The organism is Streptomyces sp. NPDC088116 (assembly GCF_044741745.1).
GTDB lineage: Bacteria > Actinomycetota > Actinomycetes > Streptomycetales > Streptomycetaceae > Streptomyces.
Genome location: NZ_JBIUTF010000009.1, coordinates 167,004 through 188,905 on the forward strand (window position 1 = coordinate 167,004; position 21,902 = coordinate 188,905).

Sequence of the window (21,902 nt, forward strand, 5' to 3'; positions counted from 1 at the left end):
CGAGCCGCTCCGGTGAACGACACTGCGCCGCCCTCACACCCGTGAGGTGGGCGAGGGCGGCGCGATCGCCGTCGGCGGGAACCGCCTTCTCCGCCGAATCGGTGGGAACCGGCGATCAGTTGAGAGTGTCGGGGTCCGGGCCCGTGCGCAGGCCTCGGTCGAGCGTGCTCAGCGCGTCCATGTCCCCGGCCGACAGTTCGAAGTCGAAGACATCGATGTTCTCGCGGATACGCGCGGGCGTGACGGACTTGGGGATCACGACGTTCCCGAGCTGGAGGTGCCAGCGCAGGACCACCTGCGCGGCGCTCTTCTCGTGCCGGCCCGCGATCTCGGTGATCGCCTCTTCCTGGAGCAGAGCGCCCTGCGCCAGCGGGCTCCAGGCCTCGGTCGCGATGCCGTGCTGGGCGTGGAAGTCCCGCAGGGCGGCCTGCTGGAGGCCCGGGTGCAGCTCGATCTGGTTCACGGCGGGGACCACGTCGGTCTCGTCCATCAGGCGCTGGATGTGGGCGGGCTGGAAGTTGGACACGCCGATGGCGCGGGCCCGGCCGTCGGCCAGCAGCTTCTCCATCGCACGCCAGGTGTCCAGGTAGCGGTCGCGCGCGGGCGTGGGCCAGTGGATGAGATACAGGTCCACATGGTCGAGCCCGAGCTTGCCCAGGCCTGCCTCGAACGCGGCGAGGGTCGCGTCGTGCCCCTGGTCGTCGTTCCACAGCTTGGTGGTGACGAACAGTTCGTCGCGGGGCACACCGGAGGCGGCGATGGCACGGCCGACACCCGCCTCGTTGCCGTACACGGCCGCGGTGTCGATGCTGCGGTAGCCCGCTTCGAGGGCGGACAGGACGGCGTCGGTGGTCCGGTCGTCCTCGACCTGGAAGACACCGAAGCCGAGCTGCGGGATCGTGACGCCGTTGTTGAGTACGACGTGGGGGACGGAGGTCATGGTGTTCCTTTTCTTTGCGGGGTGGGGTTTCCCGTCGGGGTTCTTCCGTGGGGATCTCTGCGGGTTCCCTGTGGGGATCTCTGCCGGTCCTCTGCGGGTTCTCTGTGGGTTCTCTGTGGGTTCTCCGTGAGTTCTCCGTGAGTTCTCCGCGGGGCGAGAAGCGCACTGCGGACAGAGGGGCACACCGATGACCAACGTAACGACGTGGCTCTCGGTGCGCTCAGCGCGACAGGCACGCGGTGGAGCGCAGCCGGGGAGGGGCCGTGGACACTACTTGCAGGCGCCGATTAATTGCAACCGCATGCTATTGCGGACGTGCTCTATCCTGAGTCCCACGGGCTCCGGGGCGGCCGTCCCCCGCCGCCCCTCGGCCCCGCGCACGTTCGCGCCGCCCTCACTTCCACAGGAGGAAGCAATGACCGCCACGGACACCGCACTCACCGGGCTCGCTCAGGGCTGGTGCGCGCTCTCGCTGCTGCACAGCAGGATCGAGGGACATATCGAGCGCGCGCTTCAGGCCGGACACGATCTCAGCGTCCGTGAGTACTCACTGCTCGATGTCCTCAGCCGTCAGCACGACGGCGACGGCGGACACCTCCAGATGAAGCAGGTCGCCGACGCGGTCGTACTCAGCCAGAGCGCCACCACCCGTCTGGTCACCCGGCTGGAGGACCGTGGTCTGCTCACCCGCTACCTCTGCCCCACCGACCGTCGCGGGATCTACACGAATGTCAGCGAGGCGGGGCTGCGGCTGCTCGCACAGGCCCGGCCCACCAACGACAAGGCGCTGCGGGAAGCCCTCGGCGAAGCGGCGAAGAACCCCGAACTGGCTCAGCTGGTCAGGACGGTCGAGTCACTCGACGCCACCGGGTGACCGGCCCGGCCGTACGGGCAGGTCCCGGCCGCCGGATCGGGAGACACTGGACGGAGAAGACAGCTCCGGTGACGGAGCACGAGCGGGAAGCGGGCGGCGCAGATGGGCGAGTTGATCCTGGTACGGCATGGAGAGACCGCCTGGTCCCTGTCCGGGCAGCACACCAGCTTCACCGACCTTCCGATGACCGAGCGGGGCGAGAACCAGGCACGCTCTCTGACGCCTCTTCTCGGCGAGCGCCGCATCGGGCTCACGCTGGTCAGCCCCCTCGTCCGGGCACGGCGCACCGCCGAGCTGGCCGGACTGGACGCGCTCCGGATCACGCCGGATCTGCACGAGTGGAACTACGGCCGCTACGAGGGCGTCTCGACCGCCGAGATCCACCGCACCCGCCCCGACTGGGATCTCTGGACGGACGGCGGCGTCCCAGGTCCCGACCAGCCCGGGGAAAGCCCGGCGGAAGTCGGCCGTCGCGCCGACCGCGTCCTGGCCGGCGCGCTGGACGCGCTCGCGCAGGCCGGTGACAGCGACATCGCCCTCGTCTCGCACGGCCACTTCCTCCGCGTGCTCACCGCGCGTTATCTCGGGCTGGCGCCGGCCGCGGGAGCGCTCTTCCAACTGGCCACCGGGACCTTGTCCCGCCTCGGCACGGAGCACGACCGGCCGGTGATCACCGCGTGGAATCTCACGCTGCCCGAGAGCATCCTGCACGCCACGCCGGATGCACGGGAGAACGCGGCCTGACGCGATCCGGCCGGGACCGCGAAGAGACGCCGGTCCGGCCCGGACCGCGAATCCGGCCGGGACGGCGAAAAGGCGCCGGCCCGGTGGAAGGGAATTCCACCGGGCCGGCGCCCTGTCCGTCCGTACCCCCGCGGGCACCGCGGGAGCGGGAGGGACATATCAGCTCAGACCTCAGGAGGGGAGAATGTTCTCCGCCTGCGGGCCCTTCTGGCCCTGAGTGACATCGAAGGTGACCTTCTGGCCTTCCTGGAGCTCACGGAAGCCGGACGTCGAGATGTTCGAGTAGTGCGCGAACACGTCGGGGCCACCGCCGTCCTGCGCGATAAAGCCGAAGCCCTTTTCCGAGTTGAACCACTTCACTGTTCCACTGGCCATGCTCAGTCTCCGTTTCGAGGGACGCGTGGTTCCCGCACCGTGCGGGAACCGGAGGTGATCGCCCTGGTCCGCAGAGACGCTGAACAGCACAAACGCCCGTGACTGCACGTCACGGGCGAGCGGTACTTCGGAACCACGACAGCTGATCAAGACGCTACAGGGCGCGAAGCGATACAGCCACAGAAACGACCAACTCTTACGTCTGTGCCGCGCGATCAGGCCGCAAAACGGGGCATGATCACCTGTTCGTACTACTACCAGCGGTGATGCACCGAAGCGCGCAGCCGACGGTCGTAGAGTTCCCGCACCACGTCCAGGGTCGGGCGCGGCAGGGGAGCGAGGTCCGCGGCCGCACTATTGGCACGTGCCTGTTCCACCGAACGGGCACCGGGGATGACGCTGGTGACACCGGGCTGCTGGATGATCCAGCGCAGCGCGGTCTGCGCCGCCGTGGCCCCTTCGGGCGTCAGCCCGGCGAATTCCACGGCCGCCGCCAGCCCCGTCTCGTAGTCGATGCCGGAGAAGGTCTCGCCCTGGTCGAACGCCTCGCCGTGCCGGTTGTACGTACGGTGATCGTCGGCGGCGAAGACCGTGTCCCTGGTGTACTTCCCGGCCAGCAGTCCGGAGGCGAGCGGGACCCTCGCGATGATGCCGACGCCCGCCTCACGGGCGGCCGGCAGCACCTCTTCCAGCGGCTTGGGCCGGAAGGGGTTGAGGATGATCTGCACACTCGCCACGCCGGAACGGGCGAGGGCGGTGAGCGCCTCGGCGCAGGTCTCGACGCTCACCCCGTACGCGGCGATCCGCTGTTCCGCCACCAGGGTGTCGAGTGCGTCGAAGACCTCGTCCGACGAATAGACGGCCGTGGGCGGGCAGTGCAACTGTACGAGGTCGAGTGTGTCCACGCCGAGGTTGGCCCGTGAACGGTCGTTCCAGGCGCGGAAGTTGTCCAGGACGTAGTTCTCCGCCACCTGGTCGGCCCGTCGGCCCATCTTGGTCGCGACGAACACCCCGGCATCGGGCCGGTCCTTGAGATAGCGGCCGATCAGCCGCTCACTCCGGCCGTCGCCGTACACGTCCGCCGTGTCGAAGAACGTGACCCCCGACTCGACCGCCGCGTCCAGGACGGCGAAGGCGTCCGACTCGGCCACCTGCCCCCAGTCCGCGCCGAGTTGCCACGTCCCCAGCCCGACGGCGGAGACTTGCCGGTCGGTCCTGCCACATACGCGCTGCTCCATACGGATCATGCTACGGCGACTGCCGGGCATAATTTTGCGGATCGTGCACTTTTGCATACTCTGCAATATGTGAGACGCGAAGGTATGGCGCTGGACGGACACCGCCGAGCAGACGGGAACGCGGAATGACTCGTCCAGGGCTCCGCGAGCGCAAGAAGCGGGCCACCCGAGCGGCCCTGGCGGAGGCGGCGGTGCGACTGGCCGCCGAGCACGGCGCCGAGAACGTCACCGTGGAGGCGATCAGCGAGGCCGCCGGGGTCTCCTCGCGTACGTTCTTCAACTACTTCGACAGTCACGACGACGCGTTCGTCATGATCGACCCAGAGGCCGGGGAGCGGGTCAGGCGCACGGTGCGCGAGGCACCGGCCGCGCTGGCCCCGCTTGATGTGGTGCGCGAGGCACTCGCCACCGAACTGGCGAACGTGGAGGAGCAGCAGGAGTTCTGGAACCTGCGGGCCCAGGTGTTCCAGCGTTCTCCGCATCTGCTGCTCCGCGGCATGGGCGCGCACATGGCCGACGAACTCCAACTGGCCGAGGCCATCGCCGTACGGCTCGGCGCGGCTCCGTTCCTGCCGGACGGCGAGAAGTCCGGCAGGCGGGCGCCCTGCGAGCATGTCCCCGACACCTCGGCGCTCGGTCTCTACCCGCGGCTGCTGGCCGCCGTCGCGACGACCGCCGTACGGGTCGCCGTCGAGCACTGGTGCGCACAGAAGCCGGGCGTCTCCTTTCCCGAAACCTTCCGGCGCGTTTTCGCCCATCTGGCCGCCGGACTTCCCGAACCCCCGGACGTCGGCCCCACCCGACATCAGGCGGACGGCTGACCCGCCGCTCGACCTTGCCCCGCATCCCACCCATGGATTCGAAGAAGGACACCTTGAGTGCAACGCAGGCGCCCGACCAGGCGCCGACCTCCATGACCAACCGCCAGATACTCCAGGCCATGTCAGGGCTGATGGCGGGTATGTTCGTCGCCATCCTGGCCGGCACGGTGGTGGCCAACGCCCTGCCCCGCATCATCGCCGACCTCGACGGCAGTCAGTCCTCGTACACCTGGGTCGTCACCTCCGAGCTGCTCGCCATGACCGCGACGGTGCCTCTGTGGGGCAAGCTCTCCGACCTCTACAACAAGAAGCTGCTGCTTCAGCTGTCCCTCGGCATGTTCGTCGTCGGGTCCCTGCTCGCCGGGTTCTCGCAGGGCGTCGGGCTGCTCATCTTCAGCCGTGTCGTCCAGGGCATCGGCGCCGGTGGACTCACCGCCCTCGCGCAGATCGTCATGGCCGCGGTCATCCCGCCCCGGCGGCTGGGCAAGTACGCCGGTATCTTCGGCGCCGTCTTCGCCATCGGTACGGTCGCCGGTCCGCTGGTCGGCGGCGTCATGGTGGACACCTCGTGGCTGGGCTGGCGTTGGTGCTTCTTCATCGGCGTGCCATTCGCCCTCGCCGCGATCCTGATGCTCCAGCGGACGCTCAAGCTGCCCACCGTCCGTCGTGAAGTGAAGATCGACTACCTGGGCGCGTTCCTGATCGTCGCGGGCGTCTGCGCGCTGCTCATCTGGACCTCCCTGGCGGGCAATCAGTTCGACTGGCTGTCGTGGCAGACGTTCGCTCTCACCGGCACGGGTGTGGTGCTGCTGGTGGCCGCGGTCTTCGTGGAGTCCCGGGTGCCCGAACCCGTCATCCCGCTGACCATCTTCCGCAACCGCACCGTCTCGCTGACCACGGTCGCCAGCCTGCTGGTCGGTGTGGCCATGTTCGGCGGCACCGTCTTCCTCTCGCAGTACTTCCAGATCTCGCTCGGCAAGTCCCCGACGGTCGCCGGCCTGATGGGCCTGCCCTTGATCCTCGGTCTGCTCGTGTCGTCCACGGTCGCCGGCCAGCTCATCAGTGCCACCGGCAAGTGGAAGGTCTTTCTGATCGCGGGCGCCGTGACCATGACGGCCGGCCTGGGGCTGCTCGCCACCATCAGTGCCGGCACGAGCTTCGCCCTCCTCAGCCTCTACATGGCCATTCTCGGCATCGGCGTCGGACTGCTGATGCAGAACCTGGTCCTGGTGGCGCAGAACGACGTGCCGGCGGCGGATCTCGGTACGGCCACCTCCGTCCTGTCGTTCTTCCGCAGCATGGGCGGAACGATCGGTACGAGCGTGCTGGGCGCGGTGCTGGCCAACCGGGTGTCGGCCGAGATGGAGAAGAGCCTGGGCGGGGCGGGTCAGGCGGCGTCCGGCGGCCACGGCGCCGTACCGGACATCTCCGAGCTGCCGGCGCCCATGCGGGAGATCGTGGAGCACGCCTACGGTGTGGCCACGGCGGAACTCTTCCTCGTCGCAACCCCGTTCGCCGCGCTCGCGCTGGTCGCGGTGGTCTTCCTCAAGGAGAAGCCGCTCAAGACGACGACCGGACTGGAGCGTCTCGCCGAGGAGAGCAAGTCCGACGATGCCGGCGCCGAGGCGAAGACGGCTCCGGCCGCCCCCGTGGGCTGACCCCCGTCTCCGATTCACCGGCCTCACTGTCGGCCCCGGCCGCGCCCCATGGGTGCGACCGGGGCCGGCGGTGTACGCGGCCCTGCCTCAGCCGCCCGGCACGTCAGCGAGGCGTGGAGGCCAGGGCCCGGTCTTCCTGGACGGCCACGCCGAGATTCTGGTGGATCTCCGTCGTGGCGGTGGAACGGTTGAGGGTGATGTAGTGCAGGCCGGGTGCGCCTTCGGCGAGCAGCCGCTCGGCCATGACCGTGGCGTACTCCACGCCGATGCGATGCCCTTCCCCCGGCTGGTCGCGCGCCGCTTCGAGCCGCCGGGCGAGTTCCTCGGGGAACCGGGCGTCGCTGAGCTCGGCGAAGCGGCGGATCTGCCGTACATCGGTGGCCGGCATGATCTCCGGGATGATCGGCGTCGTACATCCCGCCGCCACGAGCCGGTCACGGAGCCGCAGATAGTCGTCCACGTGGAAGAACATCTGGGTGATGGCGTAGTCGGCGCCCGCACGGCACTTGGCGACGAAGTGGCGGATGTCGCTGTCCCAGTCGGCCGAGCGGGGGTGCCGCTCGGGGAAGGCGGCCACGCCGACGGTGAAGTCCCCCAGTTCCCTGATGAGGGTGACGAGTTCACTGGCCTGGGCGAAGCCCTCCGGGTGCCGGACCCACTCGCCTCGCGGGTCACCTGGCGGGTCGCCGCGCAGGGCGAGGACGTCCCGGATGCCGGCGTCCGCGTACTGGCCGATGATGTGCCGCAGTTCGGCGACCGAATGGCCGACCGCGGTGAGATGGGCGACCGGGCGCAGGGTGGTCTCGGCGGCGATGCGCTTGGTGACCTCGATCGTACGGTCGCGCGAGGAGCCGCCGGCTCCGTAGGTCACGGAGACGAAGGACGGGCGGAGCGCCTCGATACGGCGGATCGCGTTCCAGAGCGTGCGTTCACCCGCCTCGGTCTTCGGCGGGAAGAACTCGAAGGAGAACGAGCGCCGCCCGTCGCCCGTCAGGGCACGTGGGCCCGGCCGGGGGTGGTGTGGACGGTCCGCGGTCTCAGGCGCCATGGCGGGGGTCCTTCCTCGAGTCGCTCACTGCGTGGATGCGCATACGGTCCGCACACAGTAGCGGCGACGGACGGTACTCCCGAGGCCATGACCACGAATTGATCACCCGCGTGGCGGTCTTGGGCAACCGGCCACGCCAGCAACGCGGTTCATACTCACGCTCGTCGCACCGTGTTCTCCTCGACGGTGAACTCCGTCGGCAACGAAGCTCAGTTCCCCGGGCGGGCGTCCCGCCGCTGCCGCTCTCCCGTGCTGTTCGCCGCCTCTTCCTCCACCACGTCGAGATAGGCGGAGGCCCGCAGCGCGAGGGCGGAACGCGACACCGGCGGGACTCCGCGCAGGGCTCGATGCCGGGACCGGCGCGTGAGCAGTTCGATGGAGAGGACGGTCCGCGAAGACAGCAGGAACGCGCGCGCCCGGCGCCGCGCCGCGTGCCGCAGCAGGAGAAAGAAGCCCACGGCGACAAGGAAGTTGACGGCCATCTTGGCGGCGATGCCCGCGACCGAGTCCAGCAACGGCGCGTCGAACAGCCCGTGCATGCCCATGGCGGTCAGCACGCACAGTGCGGCCGGAACGATCCGTCGGCGCACCGGCCGGGCGTCGTGGGCGAGCAGGATTCCGATGCCCGTCCCGGCGACGGCACTCATCGCCCAGTGGGACCCCAGGCCCGTCAGTACGGCCCGGGTGGTGAAGGATCGCAGCACATCGGTGCCTCCGTTCACGCCCCCGCCGCTCAGGATGGAGTTCATCGCGTACGTCCAGTTCTCCACGGCCTGGAAGCCCAGTCCGGTGAACGCGCCGAGGAAGAACCCGTCGAGCGGGCCACGGAACAGTTGCCGGGCACCGAGAGCGATCAGAGCGACGCCGGACAGCTTGAGGAGTTCCTCGTTGAGCGGCGCGGTGAGTGCGGCGGCCCACCGGGAGGCGAACTCGATGCCGTTCGTCTTCGACCAGATGCCCTGGAGACCCGTGTTGGCCACGATCGCGCAGCCGGTCGCCGCCGTGGCACCCCAGGCGACACCACTCCAGGCCCACCGGCGCGGCGGCGGCCGGAACGGCCGTACCCGCCTCAGAACAGCCACCCCGGCCCCTACCGTGATCAGGAGGAGGACGAAGGCCAGCAGCGCGGCTCCTGGGAACACGCGGATGACGGCGCCGAACTCGAAGACGATCAGCCCCGCGCCCAGGACGTACAGAGCGCCGCACAGCCAGCCGATCGGCCACCGTCCCCAGGATCCGCGCACCGCCGCGTACGCGGAGGAGGCGACGGGCCCCGTCATGGCGCCCCCTGCGGAAAGGAGACACCGCGGGCCATGGCCGCGGCGTCGGCCCGTGCGCGCGGACCGGTTCGCGGCTTCGCCAGTACGGTGACCTCCACGGCGTAACTCCTGTCGGGCGGCAGCCAGAGGGTGGCCGTGCCGGTGCGGCCGTCCCGGGTCAGTGTCCCTGTCCGGCCCTCGGCGCCCCGGGTGCCGGTGACGGGCCGCGGACCGCCCAGGCGGCTGTCGCCGTCGGCGACGGACTGGACCTTGCGCAGGCCCGACCACAGCTCTCCGGCTTCTCCGCCACCGGAGAGGTCGACATAGCCGGCCACCACATCGACCCCGTCGCGGGAGAGCGTGTACGCGGTGTCGGGATCGCTCGCCGACTTGCTCAGCTCCCAGCCCTCCCCCACCACCCGCAGCAGTGCGATGTCGTCATCGGGTCCCAGCTGAAGCACCGCGCCGTTCCTGACCGGCTCGTGGTCGTTCAGGGCGCGGTCGATCAGCGGCCACCCCGCCGTCAGGGCGGCCATCAGCGTCAGGACGCCGAGAACCGGGGCCCGCGCGGCTCGCTCCGGTCGCCGTGGCGGACGCCAGGAGCCGACATCGCTCATCCGCCCGCTGCCTATCCGTCGTGGCGCAGTGGAGTGATCTGGTCGATGTCGTACCGCGACCGCAGGTCGGCGATCGCGTCCGGGGCCGGCGGTTCCCCGTCCTTGAGGATGTCGAGCAGTTCTTCGAAATACCGCTCGTGATCGGACGGCGGGGACGACTGGAAGAACATCTTGGCCGGCGCCTGCCCCCGGTTGGCGAACGCGTGCGGGCATCCGGGCGGGACGACGATGACCGTGCCCGGAGTGGCCCGGACCACCGTGAGGCCCGACTCGGACTCCCAGTGGCGCCAGTCCTCGCTCATCACCCGGGGTTCGAAGGCGAGGACATCCAGCTCGCCGTCGAGGACGTAGAACAGCTCCTCGCTGTGCACATGCCGGTGAGCGCCGACATCGAAGCCCGGCGGGACGACGACCTCGAAGCTTGAGGAGACCCGCGAGTGCTCTCCGGTGACCTTGAAGGTGACCTGCTGGGCCGGGGTGCGGATGGTGGTACCGCCACCCGGGGGAACGATCAGCCCCTCGGTCTGTGTCAGCTGGGTCATGCGGTGGCTCCAGAGCGATGGGATGCGGTGGTACGGCCGGACGCGCCCGGCGGTCGTGCAGCCGGGCGCGCGCGGGGACATCGGATGGGGGTCACCGGGTGCCGGTCACCACGATTCGGCCGCCGCCTTTCGGAAGTGCTTGCATCCTGTCGCTGGTCACCGTCACCTCACCGGTTCGTTCGCGGGGGCGGGATGGGAGTTCCGTGCCGAGGTTCCCACGAGCCGGCGCTCCGTCGCACCTGCCTCGGCGAGGATCCCGCTCGCGGTCCAGCTGCCCAGCGCCATCTCCGCGGTGATTCCGGGGCCGAACCCGGCGATGATGCCGCGCGCGCCGTCGGCGGCCGTTCCCTCGTCGAAAAGTCTGCGGACGGCATCGAGGACGACGGCGCTGGCGATGTTGCCGTACTCGGTGAGGGTGCCCCGGCTGAACCGGAAGGCCTCGGGCGGCACTTCGAGGAACCGGCTGAGGTCGTCCAGGATGCGCGGGCCGCCGGCGTGGATGATGTAGAAGTCGAGACCCGTGGCGTCCCAGCCGTGTTGCGCCGCCATCGTCCGGAGCGCCGGGGCCAGCGGCTCCATCGTGGTGGGCACGCGCTTGTCCAGCAGGAAGTGGAAGCCGGTGGCCCGGACGCTGTAGGCGATCCAGTCGGTGGTGTCGGGCACGAGGTGCGAGCCGTTGCGCTCCAGCTGGATGCCGGTGCCGCCCTGGCCCCGGACGACGGCGGCGGCTACCGCGTCGCCGAACAGGCCGTTGGACAGCAGCGAGCCGACCCCGAGATCGGTCGGCTGGTAGCAGAGCGAGCAGAACTCGCACGCGACGATGAGCACATTGGACTCCGGGTAGGCCCGGCAGAAGTCGTGTGCCCTGTTGATGGCCGCGCCGCCCGCCGCACAGCCGAGTTGCGCGATCGGGAGCTGCCGGGTGTGGCTGGGGAATCCCATGGTGTTGATCAGCCAGGCCGTCAACGACGGCATCATGAAGCCGGTGCACGAGACATAGACGATGAGGTCGATGTCCGCGGGGCGCAGCTCGGCATGGTCGAGCGCCGTGCGGACCACGGCGGGAACTCTCGCCTTCGCCTCGGCCTCGTACAGCATGTTGCGGTCTTCGAAGCCGGGGTGTTCCAGCGTCTCCTCGATGGGCTGGACGATATGTCGCTTGGCCACACCGGTGTTCTCGATCAGCCGCAGCGCCAGGGGCAGTTGCGGATGGTCCGCGTGCAGCGAGCGCGCGAGAGCGAGTGTGTCTTCCATGGTGATCACATGCTCGGGAACCGAGACAGCGGGTTTACACAGAGTCGCCACGGCGCGCTCTCCTTTATTTGTGTTCGCTCTGAACTGCTGCCCACACTCCTTGGTGGTCAACCTCGCCGCAACCCGAGATGTGCAGGTGAAAGGGGCGGAGGAAGGCGTTCCGGAAGTATCAACATACGATCCAATGAACCGTCAGAGACCTTCCGGGTGGCTACGGAACGTAGGGTCGACCCGGGACGCATCGTCCGTTCAGGGGGTTGTGACGCGGCAAATCGGCACTGTCGGCGGGACGCTGGAACCGTTCCGCCCAAGACGCCGTCAGCGGCTCGCACACGGTGCCGAACACGTACACCGAGATGGAGACGTGTGGCGTATTGATCCAGGTGGGTGACCCCTCGAACGACATGTTGACCACGGGCGGCAACCCCGACGCCGCTCCCCCGGCCTGAAATCGAGCATGCTTCCACCAGACCCCTGCGCGAGCAGGAAGAGAAGGAGACCGTCCGCCCCGTATATGCATATGCCAGCGACGGGACCGGTCACTGCGGAGAGAAGGCGTGCGGAAGCCGACAGCTCCCCCAGGCGTGGGTCAGCGCGGTCCACGAGGCCTCTCCTCCGCACCACATCGATGGCCGCACAGGTTTCGCTCCGGCCCCCACCGCGCACTATCGTTCGGGGCAGACGGTATGTTTCTGCTGCGTCGATGCCCGTTCCACGTACTCAATCCTGAATGCGCGGCAAGGGTGGTTCGGCCAACCTGGCTCTGTACAAGGGGGGTTTCGTGGCAACACAGAAGCGCGCCATCAGAACGCGCGCGGCGATCCTGGAGGCGGCGGGCGCGGTCTTCGACGAGTACGGCTATTCGTCGACCACCCTCGCCATGGTGCTGCGGCGGGCCCAAGTCACCAAGGGCGCGCTCTACTTCCACTTCCCGTCGAAGGAGGCGCTGGCCCAGGCCGTACTGGACGAACAGGTGCAGTTGGGCACCGTTCCCCCGCAGTCGTCCAAGCTTCAGGAGATCATCGACATCACCTTCGCGCTCGCCCACCGGCTTCTGGAGAGCGCGCTTCTCAGGGGAAGCCTCCGGCTCACGGTCGACCAGGGCGCGCCTCTGGGTGTCGATCACAGCGGGCCGTTCCGCCAGTGGCCGGAACTCGCGATCTACCTGATGGAACAGGCCCGGGATCAGGGCGAGTTGCTGCCCAGTGTGCGACCGCGCGACACGGTGGAGTTGCTGGTCGGCTCGTTCACCGGGATCCAGCTGATGTCCCGGGCGCTCACCCAGCACGAGGACCTGGGCCGCCGGATCTCCCTGATGTGGGAACACATCCTGCCGAGCATCGCGCTCCCCGGGCTGATCCCCCGTATGGACATCACGCCCGACCGGGGAGCGCGTGTGGCCGCGGCGATTCCCGCGAGCCCCGAGGTCTGACCGCCGGCCCGGTCGCGATACCGCCGGCTCCGGCGAAGGCGGGGGGGGCGACTCAGGGGGGCCCGGGGCCGCGGGCCCCCCGTACCGCCCCGGCTCAGCCGGTCTTCCGGGCCACAGCGCCGTACATGGCGATGTCGCGGTCGTCGATGTCCTCCTGACCCGCGTCGGGCCGCCAGTGGTGGACCTGTGTCAGGCCGGGCTCGACGAGGTCGAGGCCGTCGAAGAACGTCCCGGCCTCGGCATGGGTGCGCAGCTGCATGGGCATGCCGCGGCGCGCGTACTCGGCGGCGACTCGGCCGACCTCCTCCGGTGCGAAGTCGGCCGTGCCTATGGTCATGGCCAGGAAGCTGCCCGCGGGAAGCGGTTCGAGGAGACGCTGAACGAGACCGTGGTCGTCGTCGTTGTCGAGGATGAAGTGCAGCATGCCGATGATCATGAGACCGACCGGCTCCCGCAGGTCCAGAAGGTCCTGGAACTGCGGGGAGCCGAGTATCGCCGCGGGGTCGCGCATATCGGCGTCGACATAGGCGGTCCGGCCCTCGGGAGCGCTGGTCAGGAGTGCGCGCGCGTGCGCGAGGACGATCGGGTCGTTGTCGACGTACACGACCCGGGCATCGGGGGCCACCTTCTGCACGACCTCGTGCATGTTCGGCGAAGTGGGCAGTCCGGTGCCGATGTCCAGGAACTGCTTGATGCCCTCTTCCCGCACCAGGTAGTCGGCCGCGCGGTGCATGAACTCCCGGTTGGCGCGCATGTGGACCCGCAAGGCGGGCCACTCCCGGATCATCGACTCGCCGGCCTCCTGGTCCACCGGGTAGTTGTCCTTGCCGCCCAGGACATAGTCGTAGACGCGCGCCGAGTGCGCCTCCCCCGTGTTGAACCGGTCTCCTGTGTAGCGCTGCGGTGCCATCTCACTCCTCACGGGTGCGTCGTCACGTGTCACGCGGAGCGTCGCACCGGTCCCGGTCTCAGGTGAAGCCTTGGCCAAAGTCTAGGCAACTGCCGGTGCTCCCCGGACCGCTGACGCCGGCGGCGGACGGTCCGGGGCTCCGTACGGGACGACGGGTGTCAGCGTATGAGGTGTCCGGGGACAAGCCTCTGCGTGCGCAGTTCGCCGAGGACGAGCGCGGCGAACTCGGTGGCTCCCCGCGCCGACGTATGCGTGTTGTCGCGCTTCTCGTCGTACAGGAAGAGCGACTTGGACGCCTCGGGGCCCAATTGTTCGACCCGGCTCTTGGTCAGGGCCGTGAGGTCGATGAGCGGTACGGTGAGCTCTGCCGCCAGGGAACGCATCTGAGCCGGGAGATCGACGCCGAGTCCGTTGACGTTGAGGGCGGTCGCGTTGTCGAGGGTGCCGTCCGCATTGAACCAGCGGCGGACGATGGGCGTGACGAGGACGGGCCGCCCGCCCCGGTCCCGTGCCCGCTCGATCATCGCCGTGAGGTTCGCGCGGTAGTCCGCCGCGGGCGTCTGCTTGTCGTTGTGCGCGAGCTGGATGAGCACCAGGTCGCCACGGCTCACCCGGGACTCGACCGCGCCGAAGAGCGCGGGGTTGTCGAGGAAGGACTGCGAACCCTCCCCCGAGTCGGCGTAGTTGGCGACCGAGACCCCTGCCCCGAGGTATTGCGGGAGCTGCTGCCCCCAGCCGGAGTACGGCTCGCCCGGCTGGTCGCAGACGGTCGAGTCCCCGGCCAGGAAGAGCTGGGGCGTGCGCGGCGCGCGGGTCACCCGCAGCTCCGCGAGCAGGGGCGCCGAGCCCTCGAAGCGGAGATCGAGGCCGGGGCTTCCGCTCGCGCCCGTCGGCTCTCCTTCGGGCTCGCGTACGTTCACGGTGAACCCGCGCCGCACGGTCCGCCCGGCCCCGGTCGTCGTCTCGGCGAGCATCGTACGACGGGTCTCCGCCGTGACGGCGGTGCTGCCCGCCGTCGCGCCGCCCAGCACGGCGGTGACGTCGTACGTGCCCGGTGCGACATCGAAGTGGCAGACCACGGGGGCGGTTCCGGTGCAGCCCGCGGGCGCCGTCGGCCGGCCGTGCCGGAGCGTCTGGGCCTCGGCGGGCACGGCGGACAGACCCGCGACAGCGGCGAGCGCGGCCAGCAGTGCGGTGCTCACACGTCTCATGGGCGAGTTCCTTCTTCCTCAGGGGTCCTTGAGCCGGTGGTCACTTCGGGATGCGGTCGCCGACGAGGGCGAGGTTCTGAATGGCGGCGAGTCCGAAGAGCGCCGTGTCGTTGGTGTTGATCCGCACGTTCTCGTAGCCGGGTTCGAGGACGTCGGGGCCTTCGAGGCGCGTCTTGTCCCAGACCATGTCCGCCGTGTAGGCGTCGCTGTCGTAGAACTTCTGCCAGGCACGCGCCGCCAGCTTGTCGTCCTTCAACTGCGCGGCGGCGTAGGCGTCCTGGCGCGAGTGGCCCTGGAAGAGCAGCAGGCTGCCGAAGTCGGAGCCGTACCGTGCCTTCTGTTCGGTCTTGGTCGCGTTGAAGTAGCGGCAGTAGTCCAGCCAGGCTTCCCTGAACTTCGGCATGTCGATGATGCCGATCAGCTCGGCGCACATCTCGACCGCGCCGAACATCGAGGAGAGATGGGAGACGTTCACGACGGGCTTGTCGGCGATCGCGAACTTCCCGGTGTCGAGGTCGTAGAGGGCCGAGCCCTGGACGAAGCCGTTGGGCTGCGCGGCGATGGTCTCCATGGTGGAGCGCAGCCGTGCCTCGGCCTTCGCGGCCTTGGGGCCCTTGCGCTCCCACTCGGTGAGCCAGGCGGCGGCCAGCCCGCTCCAGTCGGTGCCGAATCCGATCGACAGGGCGTTGCGGTCGGGCTCGTAGGGCTCGGTGCGGATCTTGCGGATGGGGTCGAGGACGAGGAAGGTCTCGTCGGAGTCGACCAGTGCGTGCATCAGGTCTCCGACCCGTTCGTCCGCCGTGAGGAAGTAGTAGGCGCGGCGGTAGACGGCGGTGGAGATGCGCTGCTGTTTCGCGCTGTCCGCGTAGTGCTGTACGCCGTGCCGGGTGCCGAGCCCCGCCCATTCACCCAGGTGGTAGACGTCGACCTCGCCGGTGTGCCGGGTCATGGCCTCGGCGAAGCGGAAGATGTCGGCGCGGCCCGAGCGCAGGTAGGCGAACCAGAGCCAGAGGTCGGGTGAGAGTTCGGAGTTGTCCCAGGCGTACCCGCCGACGTCGTAGCGCCACTGGTGCCGGTCGCTGTCATAGCTGTGCATGATGTCGCCGTAGTCCCAGAAGCCGTACCAACGGCGCTGCTCCACCTGGTCCTTGTAGTAGGTGAAGAGGAAGTCGAGGTGGTCCTCGATCTCCGCCTTGGCGGGGGTGGAGCGGTCGACGGGCGCGAACAGACCTCCGAACACACCTGCCCTGCTGAGGGCTTCGGGGCTCGCGGCGAGCTGCGGCGGAGTGCGTACCGCGGCGGACTGGGCGACCAGTGTGCCGGCACTGGGAGTGGCGGCGTTGGCCCAGAACATCAGCTCGCTGGTGCGCGCGATGCCGTACGGGGTGCCGAAGCCGGGCTCATGGTCCTCGTAGGTGATGTTGAGGCCTTCGAGCTGTTCGGGGTAGGTGTCCTGCCCCATGCCGTCGTGGTAGAAGCGCAGATCCATCGGCTGGGCCTCGGGCGACCAGAGCCAGAGGGTGACCTCCGCCTCGTCGCCCGCCGCGCCACGGATGTCCAGTTGGGCGGGGTGTTTCTGCCAGAAGTCGCGCAGCCCGAAGGAGAGGCCCCCGCTCACCCCGCCGACGTAACCGAAGCCGGCCGCCCGGCGACCGCCGCCCGCCGCGATCCAGCCGTGGCCCGGCTTGGTCCGCTTGCGCAGGGCGAAGCCGTCGGCCGAGAGCTGGCAGAGCGTGTAGTCGCCCCAGGTGGGGATGTACTGCAGGCGCGTGGTGACCCGCTGGTCCCAGGTGGCGGGGTCGGGCAGCTTCTCGCCCTTGACCTGGGCGGTACGGACGACCGCGCCCGGGTCGCGGCGCAGCCCGGTGATGCCCTTGACCGCCTCGGTGAGGAAACCCTTGTCCTCCCCCGCGATACGGATGTGGCGGTCGTGGGCGGCGTCACGCATCGGCACGGTGAAGCGGACGCCGAGGCCCCGGATGAAGTCCCCCTTCTTCCGGCCGGCCCGCTGGTCCCCGTCGTAGGTGATGGTGTGCACCATCCGGAACGACTCGGCGTCCGCGTAGAAGTAGAGCCGGACGCTGAAGGGGAGCCAACTGCGGCCGCCGCGGCGGTGTTTGCCGTCGATGCGCACCACCGCGCGTACCGGCCCGTCCTGTTCGACCTTCGTGGCGCCGATCTCTCCGTCGAACTGTTCCCACGCGGTGTGACGGTCGGCGTCGTCGAGTTCGCCCTGGCGCAGGAGGACGAGGCGGCCGTCGGTGGCGATGGGTGTGCCGCCCCGGGTCACGGACTCGACGAGCTGGTCGCCGCTCTTCGCGATGACCGCCTTGACCACTCCGGTGTCGATGGTGATCTTCCGGTGGGTCTCGGTGACGGTGACCTTCTTCGTGGCTGTCGCGGGGGCGCCGGCGGTCAGTGTGAACCGTTCGGCGGCGGCTCCGGCCGCCGCCGCACCGACCGCGTGGGCCGTCCACTTCAGCGAGCCGTCCGGCCAGTAGGCGGTGGGCCAGCTCTGTACGGGAACGTCCTCGCCGTCCGTGGTGGCCAGGGCGAACGTGGTGTCGGCGGCATGGGCTCCCTGGGGCCAGGGCACCCCGAAGGTGCTGCCGGGCGCGGCTCCCTGTCCGTGGTCCTCCAGCCATCCGACGCTGACGGGATCCTCGGCCGTGGCGGCGCGGGCACCTGCCGCGTGGGCGTCGTCCCGGCCGAGCGCCCAGCTGAACTGTGCGGCGGCGCCCGCGACGGCGGCCGCCTTGAGCAGAGATCTGCGAGGGATCGGAGACATCGACATTCCTTCCATGCACATGACAGTCGAAGACGTGGAGGGGCGGAGGCGGGAGAGCACGCTGCCGGTGTGGCCGGGCGGATCAGCGGTCGCGGGAGCGGCGTTCGACGCGGCGCTCGACGGCCAGCGCGCACGCGGTGACCACCCCGAGCGCGGGCGCGGCCAGTGGAGCGGCGAACCAGGCCGACGCCGCCACGACCGCGATCCCGCAGATCAACGACAGGGATCCGGCGGGATCGCGGAGCGTACGGCGGGCTGCCCCGGCCAGCAGCACTCGCCACGAGTCGCCGGGGCGCCAGCGCGCGGCCGCCCGCAGTCCGGCGACCAGCAGGCCGAGCATGGCCAGCACCCCGACCGTGCCGGCGAACGGACCGCCGGGCAGCCCGGCCCGTACGACGGCGAGGTCGGCCCACAGCAGCCAGGCCGACGCCCAGCCGGCCACCGCGACGAGCCAGCCGCGGCGGACCGCGGCCCGCAGGTCGGCGGTGAACTCCCGCCAGGTGGAGACCTCATGGGCCAGCACGCGCCGCAGATGCGCCGCGCCGGCGGCGACGGCGGCGGGCAGGGTGAGCAGGGGCAGCGACGCCACCGCGATCCACACGCCGGTGAGCAGACATTCGGCGAAGACGGCGAAACCCCGCATGAGGACGGATTCCTGCCGGTCCGGTTCCGACCGCACGGACTCCCGCCGGCCGGATTTTCTCCGGAGGGACTCCTGCCGGGCCGATTTCCACCGTGCGGCACTCCTCCCGCCCCTGGTACCTGGCCTCGTGACCGCGCTCATGCCCCGATCAGCCCTTCAGCCCGGACGTGGCCATACCGTCGATCAGGTAACGCTGGAAGGCCAGGAAGAAGAGCAGGACCGGCAGCAGCGCGATGAGGGACATCGCGATCATGCCGCCGTAATTGGCGACGCCGTCCTGGTCGACGAACATCTTCAGCCCGAGCGAAACGGTGTATTTCTCCGGATCGTTGAGATAGATCAACGGGCCCATGAAGTCGTTCCAGGCATTGATGAAGGTGAAGATCGCGCTGGTGATCAGCGCGGGCCGGCACAGCGGCAGCACGATCGACCAGTAGATCCTCAGGTGTCCGCAGCCGTCCAGCCGCGCCGCCTCGTCCAGCTCCTTCGGCAGATTCCGCATGAACTGCATCATCAGGAAGACGAAGAAGGCGTCGGTGGCCAGATACTTTCCCAGCAGCAACGGCGTGTACGTATTGATGAGTTCCAGCTTCTGGAACAGCACGTACTGCGGGATCAGCAGGACGTGGTAGGGAAGCAGCAGCGTGCCGATCATGAGCGCGAAGAGCAGATTGCGCCCCGCGAACCTGATCCGGGCGAAGGCATAGGCCGCCAGCGAACATGAGAACAGCACGCCGAGGACCGAACCGAGTGCCAGCACGGTGGAGTTGACGAAGAACGAGGAGATCGGGATGTCCGCTATGCCGTCGGCGAGGCGGCGGTAGTTCTCGGTGAGGGGAGAGGACGGGAACAGCTCCAGGCTGCCGATGATCTCGTCGTTCGGCTTGAACGAACCTCCGATCACCCAGATCACCGGGTAGAGCACCACCGCGAGGACCGCGAGGGAGCCGAGGTGCCAGGCGAGCGAACCGGCACCGCGCCGGCGGACGGCGGCCAGGACGCTCCGCTCCGCAAGCGTGCGCTGTGTGTCCCGCGTGCTCTGCGTACTCATCGGGCGGCCTCCTCATAGTGCACCCAGCGCCTCTGGGACCAGAACAGCACCGCCGTCACCAGACCGACCGCGAGCAGCAGCATCCAGGCCATGGCCGAGGCGAGGCCCATCCGGCTGTTCTCGAAGCCCTGGACGTAGAGGTAACAGGTGTACACCAGCGTGGCGTCGGCCGGACCGCAGCTGCCGCCCGCGCCGCCGAGGATGTAGGCCGAGCCGAAGATCTGGAAGGAGTGGACGGTCTCCAGCAGGACATTGAAGAACAGCACCGGGGAGATCATCGGCAGGGTGATGTTCCAGAACCGCCTCAGCGGTCCCGCGCCGTCGACCTCGGCGGCCTCGTACAGCGAGCGCGGCACCTGCTTCAGCCCGGCGAGGAAGATCACCATGGGCGCCCCGAACTGCCAGACGGTCAGCGCCACCAGGCTGTAGATGATCCAGTCCGGATCGCCGATCCAGCCGCCGACATCCGCGCCGAAGAACCGCTGCGCGCGGTCGACAATGGCGTCGTCCGAGAAGATCGCCCTCCAGACGATGGCGATCGAGACGCTCGCGCCGATCAGGGACGGCGCGTAGAACGCGGCCCGGTAGAAGGCCTGCCCCCGCCGCTGCTGACTGAGCAGCAGGGCCACGCCGAGCGCGGCGGCCAGCTTGAGCGGGGTGCCGATGATCACGTACCACAGCGTCACCGACACCGAATGGCGCCAGCGCGGGTCACCGAACATCTCGGTGAAGTTCGCCGTGCCGATCCACTTCGGGGCGTCGAAGAGGTTGTAGTCCGTGAACGCGAAGTAGAGCGAAGCGACCATCGGCCCGGCTGTGAGCAGCAGGAACCCCGCGATCCAGGGGGACATGAAGAGATAGCCGGCCAGGTTCTCCCGGCGGCCCCGCCGCATGGCGGGACCGCCGGGGCGGCCCTGGCCGGCCCGCGGGCCGGAGTCCTCGGACAGGTGCTCCGCGGGGGCGGTCCGGGTGGGTACCACCGTGGCTCCCATCAGGAGCCGAGGGCCGTCTTCGACTCGGTGAAGAACTGCTTCACCGCGTCGTCCACGGACCGCTTGCCCAGGGCCATTTCCTCGGCGAGGCGCAGGAAGGCCGCCTCCGCGACGTCGGCCCCCGCCGGGTGCGGGGTGATCGGCTCCAGCACTCCGGTGTCGACGAGTTGCTTCTCGTACGCGGCGATCCCCTTGTTGACCTCGTCGGCCGGCTGGAACGCCTCGTACTGCTCGGTCGTCGTGGGCACTCCGCGGTCGTAGCCCATGATCCTGGCGACCTCGGGGTCATGGACCATGAAGTCGATGAACTGCGCGACTTCCTTGGGGTGTTCGGTGCGCCTGGAGCCGCTCAGCATCAGCGAGCCGAGGTACTGGCCCGTCTTCCTGCCGTCGGTGGTGGGGATCGGCGCGAGGCCGTAGCTGCTCTTTCCCTCGGCGCTGTAGCGAACGGTGTAGTTGTCCCAGGTGAACTCGCAGCCCGCGATCTCGGCGGCCACCGCGGACTTGGGTTTGATCTGGGCGATCCTCTTGGGGTCGGTGTAGACGCCGGACGTGACCCCGGCGTGCGCCTTGGTCCACCACCGCTCGAGATCGCCTTCGGTGAATCCGAGGCCGTCCTTGGTGAAGAATGCCTTGCCGTGCTGGCGCAGATAGAGGTCGTAGAGGTACATGACCCCGTAGAGTCCGCTGTCACCCGCCCGGCCCTCGGTGTCCCGGATCGTGCGCATCGCGGCGTCGAAGTCGTCCCAGGTCCAGCCCGGCTTCGGGGAGATGCCCGCCCGCTCGAACACCTTCTTGTCGATGACCAGAGCCATCGAGTTGCTGCCGACGGGGACGCCGAGCAGCTTGCCGTCGACCTCGCCGAACTTCTCCAGACCGGCCCGGAAGTTCTCCATGCCGAGGTTTCCCGCCTTCACCTGCTGGTTCAGGTCGAGCAGGACGTTCCTATCGTCGTACTTGCGCAGGAAGCCGATCGCGTTCTGGAACACATCGGGTGGATTGCCGCCCGACGCCTGGGTGTTGAACTTCTTCCAGAAGTCGAGATAGGGCTGGAAGTCCGTCTTGACCTTGATCTTCGGGTACTTCTTCTCGAACAGCGCGATCGTCCGGTTGATCCTCTTCGCACGGTCGTCGGACCCCCACCACGCGTACCGGATCGTCACACTGCCGTCGCCCGATCCACTGCCCGTTCCGCACCCTGCGGCCGTCAGACCGAGAGCGGCCACTGAGCCGCCCGCGATTCTGAGCAGGCCGCGCCGGTCAACTCTCCCGGTCGTAGGCACAGTTCGCCCTCCCGTTGCATATTGAATCGTTTTAGGCAAGCGCTTTCCGCTAGAAGGTAAGGACCCCCGGGGAGTACGTCAACGGTTCGGACGACATCAGTCGAAGCGCTTCACACCGGACGTCCGGAGAGGCCCCGCAACTTCTGCGCGAAGCATTGACGAAACATCAGGGCGGTCTTAGCTTCATCGCGTCGTACTTCGTACGTCATATATGAGACACGA

General features: G+C 69.0%; 20 protein-coding genes. 5 read left to right on the forward strand and 15 right to left on the reverse strand.

The features are described 5' to 3' along the window. Nucleotides 1-115: 115 nt before the first annotated feature. Nucleotides 116-940 (reverse strand): aldo/keto reductase, encoded by an 825-nt coding sequence (locus ACIOJD_RS31595; protein ID WP_401919609.1) that lies wholly within the window; start codon nucleotides 938-940, stop codon nucleotides 116-118. A 415-nt stretch (nucleotides 941-1,355) separates the two neighbouring features. On the opposite strand from ACIOJD_RS31595, the gene ACIOJD_RS31600 reads away from it, so the two are divergent. Both ACIOJD_RS31600 and ACIOJD_RS31605 read left to right on the forward strand, forming a co-directional pair. Then, entirely contained in the window at nucleotides 1,356-1,814 is a 459-nt protein-coding gene (locus ACIOJD_RS31600; RefSeq protein ID WP_401919611.1) for a MarR family winged helix-turn-helix transcriptional regulator, read from the forward strand. Nucleotides 1,815-1,916: 102 nt separating this feature from the next. Further along, nucleotides 1,917-2,558 (forward strand): histidine phosphatase family protein, encoded by a 642-nt coding sequence (locus ACIOJD_RS31605; RefSeq protein WP_401919612.1) that lies wholly within the window; start codon nucleotides 1,917-1,919, stop codon nucleotides 2,556-2,558. Nucleotides 2,559-2,729: 171 nt separating this feature from the next. On the opposite strand, the gene ACIOJD_RS31610 is transcribed toward ACIOJD_RS31605, so the two are convergent. Both ACIOJD_RS31610 and ACIOJD_RS31615 read right to left on the reverse strand, forming a co-directional pair. Continuing rightward, entirely contained in the window at nucleotides 2,730-2,933 is a 204-nt protein-coding gene (locus tag ACIOJD_RS31610; RefSeq protein WP_365743233.1) for a cold-shock protein, read from the reverse strand. 254 nt (nucleotides 2,934-3,187) lie between these two features. Then, the gene (locus tag ACIOJD_RS31615) at nucleotides 3,188-4,180 is read right to left on the reverse strand and encodes an aldo/keto reductase (protein WP_401919614.1); all 993 of its coding nucleotides are present in this window, start codon (nucleotides 4,178-4,180) and stop codon (nucleotides 3,188-3,190) included. 116 nt (nucleotides 4,181-4,296) lie between these two features. Here ACIOJD_RS31615 and ACIOJD_RS31620 point away from each other — a divergent pair, with 116 nt between their 5' ends. Beyond that, complete coding sequence (locus tag ACIOJD_RS31620; RefSeq protein ID WP_401919616.1) at nucleotides 4,297-4,992, forward strand: TetR/AcrR family transcriptional regulator; 696 nt, start codon at nucleotides 4,297-4,299, stop codon at nucleotides 4,990-4,992. 53 nt (nucleotides 4,993-5,045) lie between these two features. After that, complete coding sequence (locus ACIOJD_RS31625; RefSeq protein ID WP_401919618.1) at nucleotides 5,046-6,650, forward strand: MDR family MFS transporter; 1,605 nt, start codon at nucleotides 5,046-5,048, stop codon at nucleotides 6,648-6,650. 103 nt (nucleotides 6,651-6,753) lie between these two features. Here the strand turns inward: ACIOJD_RS31625 and metF are convergent, their stop codons facing one another. The 5 genes from metF to ACIOJD_RS31650 all read right to left on the reverse strand — a co-directional run bounded on the left by metF (nucleotide 6,754) and on the right by ACIOJD_RS31650 (nucleotide 11,481). Further along, complete coding sequence (metF, locus tag ACIOJD_RS31630; protein WP_401919619.1) at nucleotides 6,754-7,698, reverse strand: methylenetetrahydrofolate reductase [NAD(P)H]; 945 nt, start codon at nucleotides 7,696-7,698, stop codon at nucleotides 6,754-6,756. A gap of 209 nt (nucleotides 7,699-7,907) precedes the next feature. Then, nucleotides 7,908-8,978 carry a PrsW family intramembrane metalloprotease gene (locus ACIOJD_RS31635; protein ID WP_401919620.1) on the reverse strand — a complete coding sequence of 357 codons (1,071 nt, stop codon included), beginning with the start codon at nucleotides 8,976-8,978 and terminating at the stop codon, nucleotides 7,908-7,910. Next, complete coding sequence (locus ACIOJD_RS31640) at nucleotides 8,975-9,574, reverse strand: hypothetical protein (RefSeq protein ID WP_401919622.1); 600 nt, start codon at nucleotides 9,572-9,574, stop codon at nucleotides 8,975-8,977. Before ACIOJD_RS31640 ends, ACIOJD_RS31635 begins: the two co-directional genes overlap by 4 nt. Before the next feature lie 11 nt (nucleotides 9,575-9,585). After that, complete coding sequence (locus tag ACIOJD_RS31645; protein WP_401919623.1) at nucleotides 9,586-10,116, reverse strand: cupin domain-containing protein; 531 nt, start codon at nucleotides 10,114-10,116, stop codon at nucleotides 9,586-9,588. 162 nt (nucleotides 10,117-10,278) lie between these two features. After that, entirely contained in the window at nucleotides 10,279-11,481 is a 1,203-nt protein-coding gene (locus tag ACIOJD_RS31650) for a type III polyketide synthase (RefSeq protein WP_401919625.1), read from the reverse strand. A 670-nt stretch (nucleotides 11,482-12,151) separates the two neighbouring features. On the opposite strand from ACIOJD_RS31650, the gene ACIOJD_RS31655 reads away from it, so the two are divergent. Then, a complete protein-coding gene (locus ACIOJD_RS31655) occupies nucleotides 12,152-12,802 on the forward strand; it encodes a ScbR family autoregulator-binding transcription factor (RefSeq protein WP_401919626.1) in 651 nt (216 codons plus the stop codon). Between the two features lie 94 nt (nucleotides 12,803-12,896). Here ACIOJD_RS31655 and ACIOJD_RS31660 read toward each other — a convergent pair whose 3' ends face one another. The 7 genes from ACIOJD_RS31660 to ACIOJD_RS31690 all read right to left on the reverse strand — a co-directional run bounded on the left by ACIOJD_RS31660 (nucleotide 12,897) and on the right by ACIOJD_RS31690 (nucleotide 21,680). Further along, nucleotides 12,897-13,712, reverse strand: a complete 816-nt coding sequence (locus ACIOJD_RS31660) for an SAM-dependent methyltransferase (protein WP_401919628.1) — start codon at nucleotides 13,710-13,712, stop codon at nucleotides 12,897-12,899. A 158-nt stretch (nucleotides 13,713-13,870) separates the two neighbouring features. Then, on the reverse strand, nucleotides 13,871-14,923 hold the full coding sequence (locus ACIOJD_RS31665) for a rhamnogalacturonan acetylesterase (protein ID WP_401919629.1): 1,053 nt from the start codon (nucleotides 14,921-14,923) through the stop codon (nucleotides 13,871-13,873). A 40-nt stretch (nucleotides 14,924-14,963) separates the two neighbouring features. Continuing rightward, the gene (locus ACIOJD_RS31670) at nucleotides 14,964-17,711 is read right to left on the reverse strand and encodes a Tat pathway signal sequence domain protein (protein WP_401919631.1); all 2,748 of its coding nucleotides are present in this window, start codon (nucleotides 17,709-17,711) and stop codon (nucleotides 14,964-14,966) included. Nucleotides 17,712-17,793: 82 nt separating this feature from the next. Further along, entirely contained in the window at nucleotides 17,794-18,354 is a 561-nt protein-coding gene (locus ACIOJD_RS31675) for a hypothetical protein (protein ID WP_401919632.1), read from the reverse strand. Nucleotides 18,355-18,502: 148 nt separating this feature from the next. After that, nucleotides 18,503-19,405, reverse strand: coding sequence for a carbohydrate ABC transporter permease (locus tag ACIOJD_RS31680; protein ID WP_401919633.1), 903 nt, complete (start codon nucleotides 19,403-19,405; stop codon nucleotides 18,503-18,505). Next, nucleotides 19,402-20,397, reverse strand: coding sequence for a carbohydrate ABC transporter permease (locus ACIOJD_RS31685; protein WP_401919634.1), 996 nt, complete (start codon nucleotides 20,395-20,397; stop codon nucleotides 19,402-19,404). The genes ACIOJD_RS31680 and ACIOJD_RS31685 overlap by 4 nt, the downstream gene beginning before the upstream one ends. Then, nucleotides 20,397-21,680 (reverse strand): ABC transporter substrate-binding protein, encoded by a 1,284-nt coding sequence (locus ACIOJD_RS31690; protein ID WP_401919635.1) that lies wholly within the window; start codon nucleotides 21,678-21,680, stop codon nucleotides 20,397-20,399. Before ACIOJD_RS31690 ends, ACIOJD_RS31685 begins: the two co-directional genes overlap by 1 nt. Nucleotides 21,681-21,902 lie beyond the last annotated feature (222 nt).

Coding starts and splice junctions, on each gene's coding strand:
- ACIOJD_RS31595 (WP_401919609.1), bottom strand. CDS start 940: ATGACCTCCGTCCCCCACGTCGTACTCAACAACGGCGTCACGATCCCG.
- ACIOJD_RS31600 (WP_401919611.1), top strand. CDS start 1,356: ATGACCGCCACGGACACCGCACTCACCGGGCTCGCTCAGGGCTGGTGC.
- ACIOJD_RS31605 (WP_401919612.1), top strand. CDS start 1,917: ATGGGCGAGTTGATCCTGGTACGGCATGGAGAGACCGCCTGGTCCCTG.
- ACIOJD_RS31610 (WP_365743233.1), bottom strand. CDS start 2,933: ATGGCCAGTGGAACAGTGAAGTGGTTCAACTCGGAAAAGGGCTTCGGC.
- ACIOJD_RS31615 (WP_401919614.1), bottom strand. CDS start 4,180: ATGATCCGTATGGAGCAGCGCGTATGTGGCAGGACCGACCGGCAAGTC.
- ACIOJD_RS31620 (WP_401919616.1), top strand. CDS start 4,297: ATGACTCGTCCAGGGCTCCGCGAGCGCAAGAAGCGGGCCACCCGAGCG.
- metF (WP_401919619.1), bottom strand. CDS start 7,698: ATGGCGCCTGAGACCGCGGACCGTCCACACCACCCCCGGCCGGGCCCA.
- ACIOJD_RS31635 (WP_401919620.1), bottom strand. CDS start 8,978: ATGACGGGGCCCGTCGCCTCCTCCGCGTACGCGGCGGTGCGCGGATCC.
- ACIOJD_RS31640 (WP_401919622.1), bottom strand. CDS start 9,574: ATGAGCGATGTCGGCTCCTGGCGTCCGCCACGGCGACCGGAGCGAGCC.
- ACIOJD_RS31645 (WP_401919623.1), bottom strand. CDS start 10,116: ATGACCCAGCTGACACAGACCGAGGGGCTGATCGTTCCCCCGGGTGGC.
- ACIOJD_RS31660 (WP_401919628.1), bottom strand. CDS start 13,712: ATGGCACCGCAGCGCTACACAGGAGACCGGTTCAACACGGGGGAGGCG.
- ACIOJD_RS31665 (WP_401919629.1), bottom strand. CDS start 14,923: ATGAGACGTGTGAGCACCGCACTGCTGGCCGCGCTCGCCGCTGTCGCG.
- ACIOJD_RS31670 (WP_401919631.1), bottom strand. CDS start 17,711: ATGTCTCCGATCCCTCGCAGATCTCTGCTCAAGGCGGCCGCCGTCGCG.
- ACIOJD_RS31675 (WP_401919632.1), bottom strand. CDS start 18,354: ATGCGGGGTTTCGCCGTCTTCGCCGAATGTCTGCTCACCGGCGTGTGG.
- ACIOJD_RS31680 (WP_401919633.1), bottom strand. CDS start 19,405: ATGAGTACGCAGAGCACGCGGGACACACAGCGCACGCTTGCGGAGCGG.
- ACIOJD_RS31685 (WP_401919634.1), bottom strand. CDS start 20,397: ATGGGAGCCACGGTGGTACCCACCCGGACCGCCCCCGCGGAGCACCTG.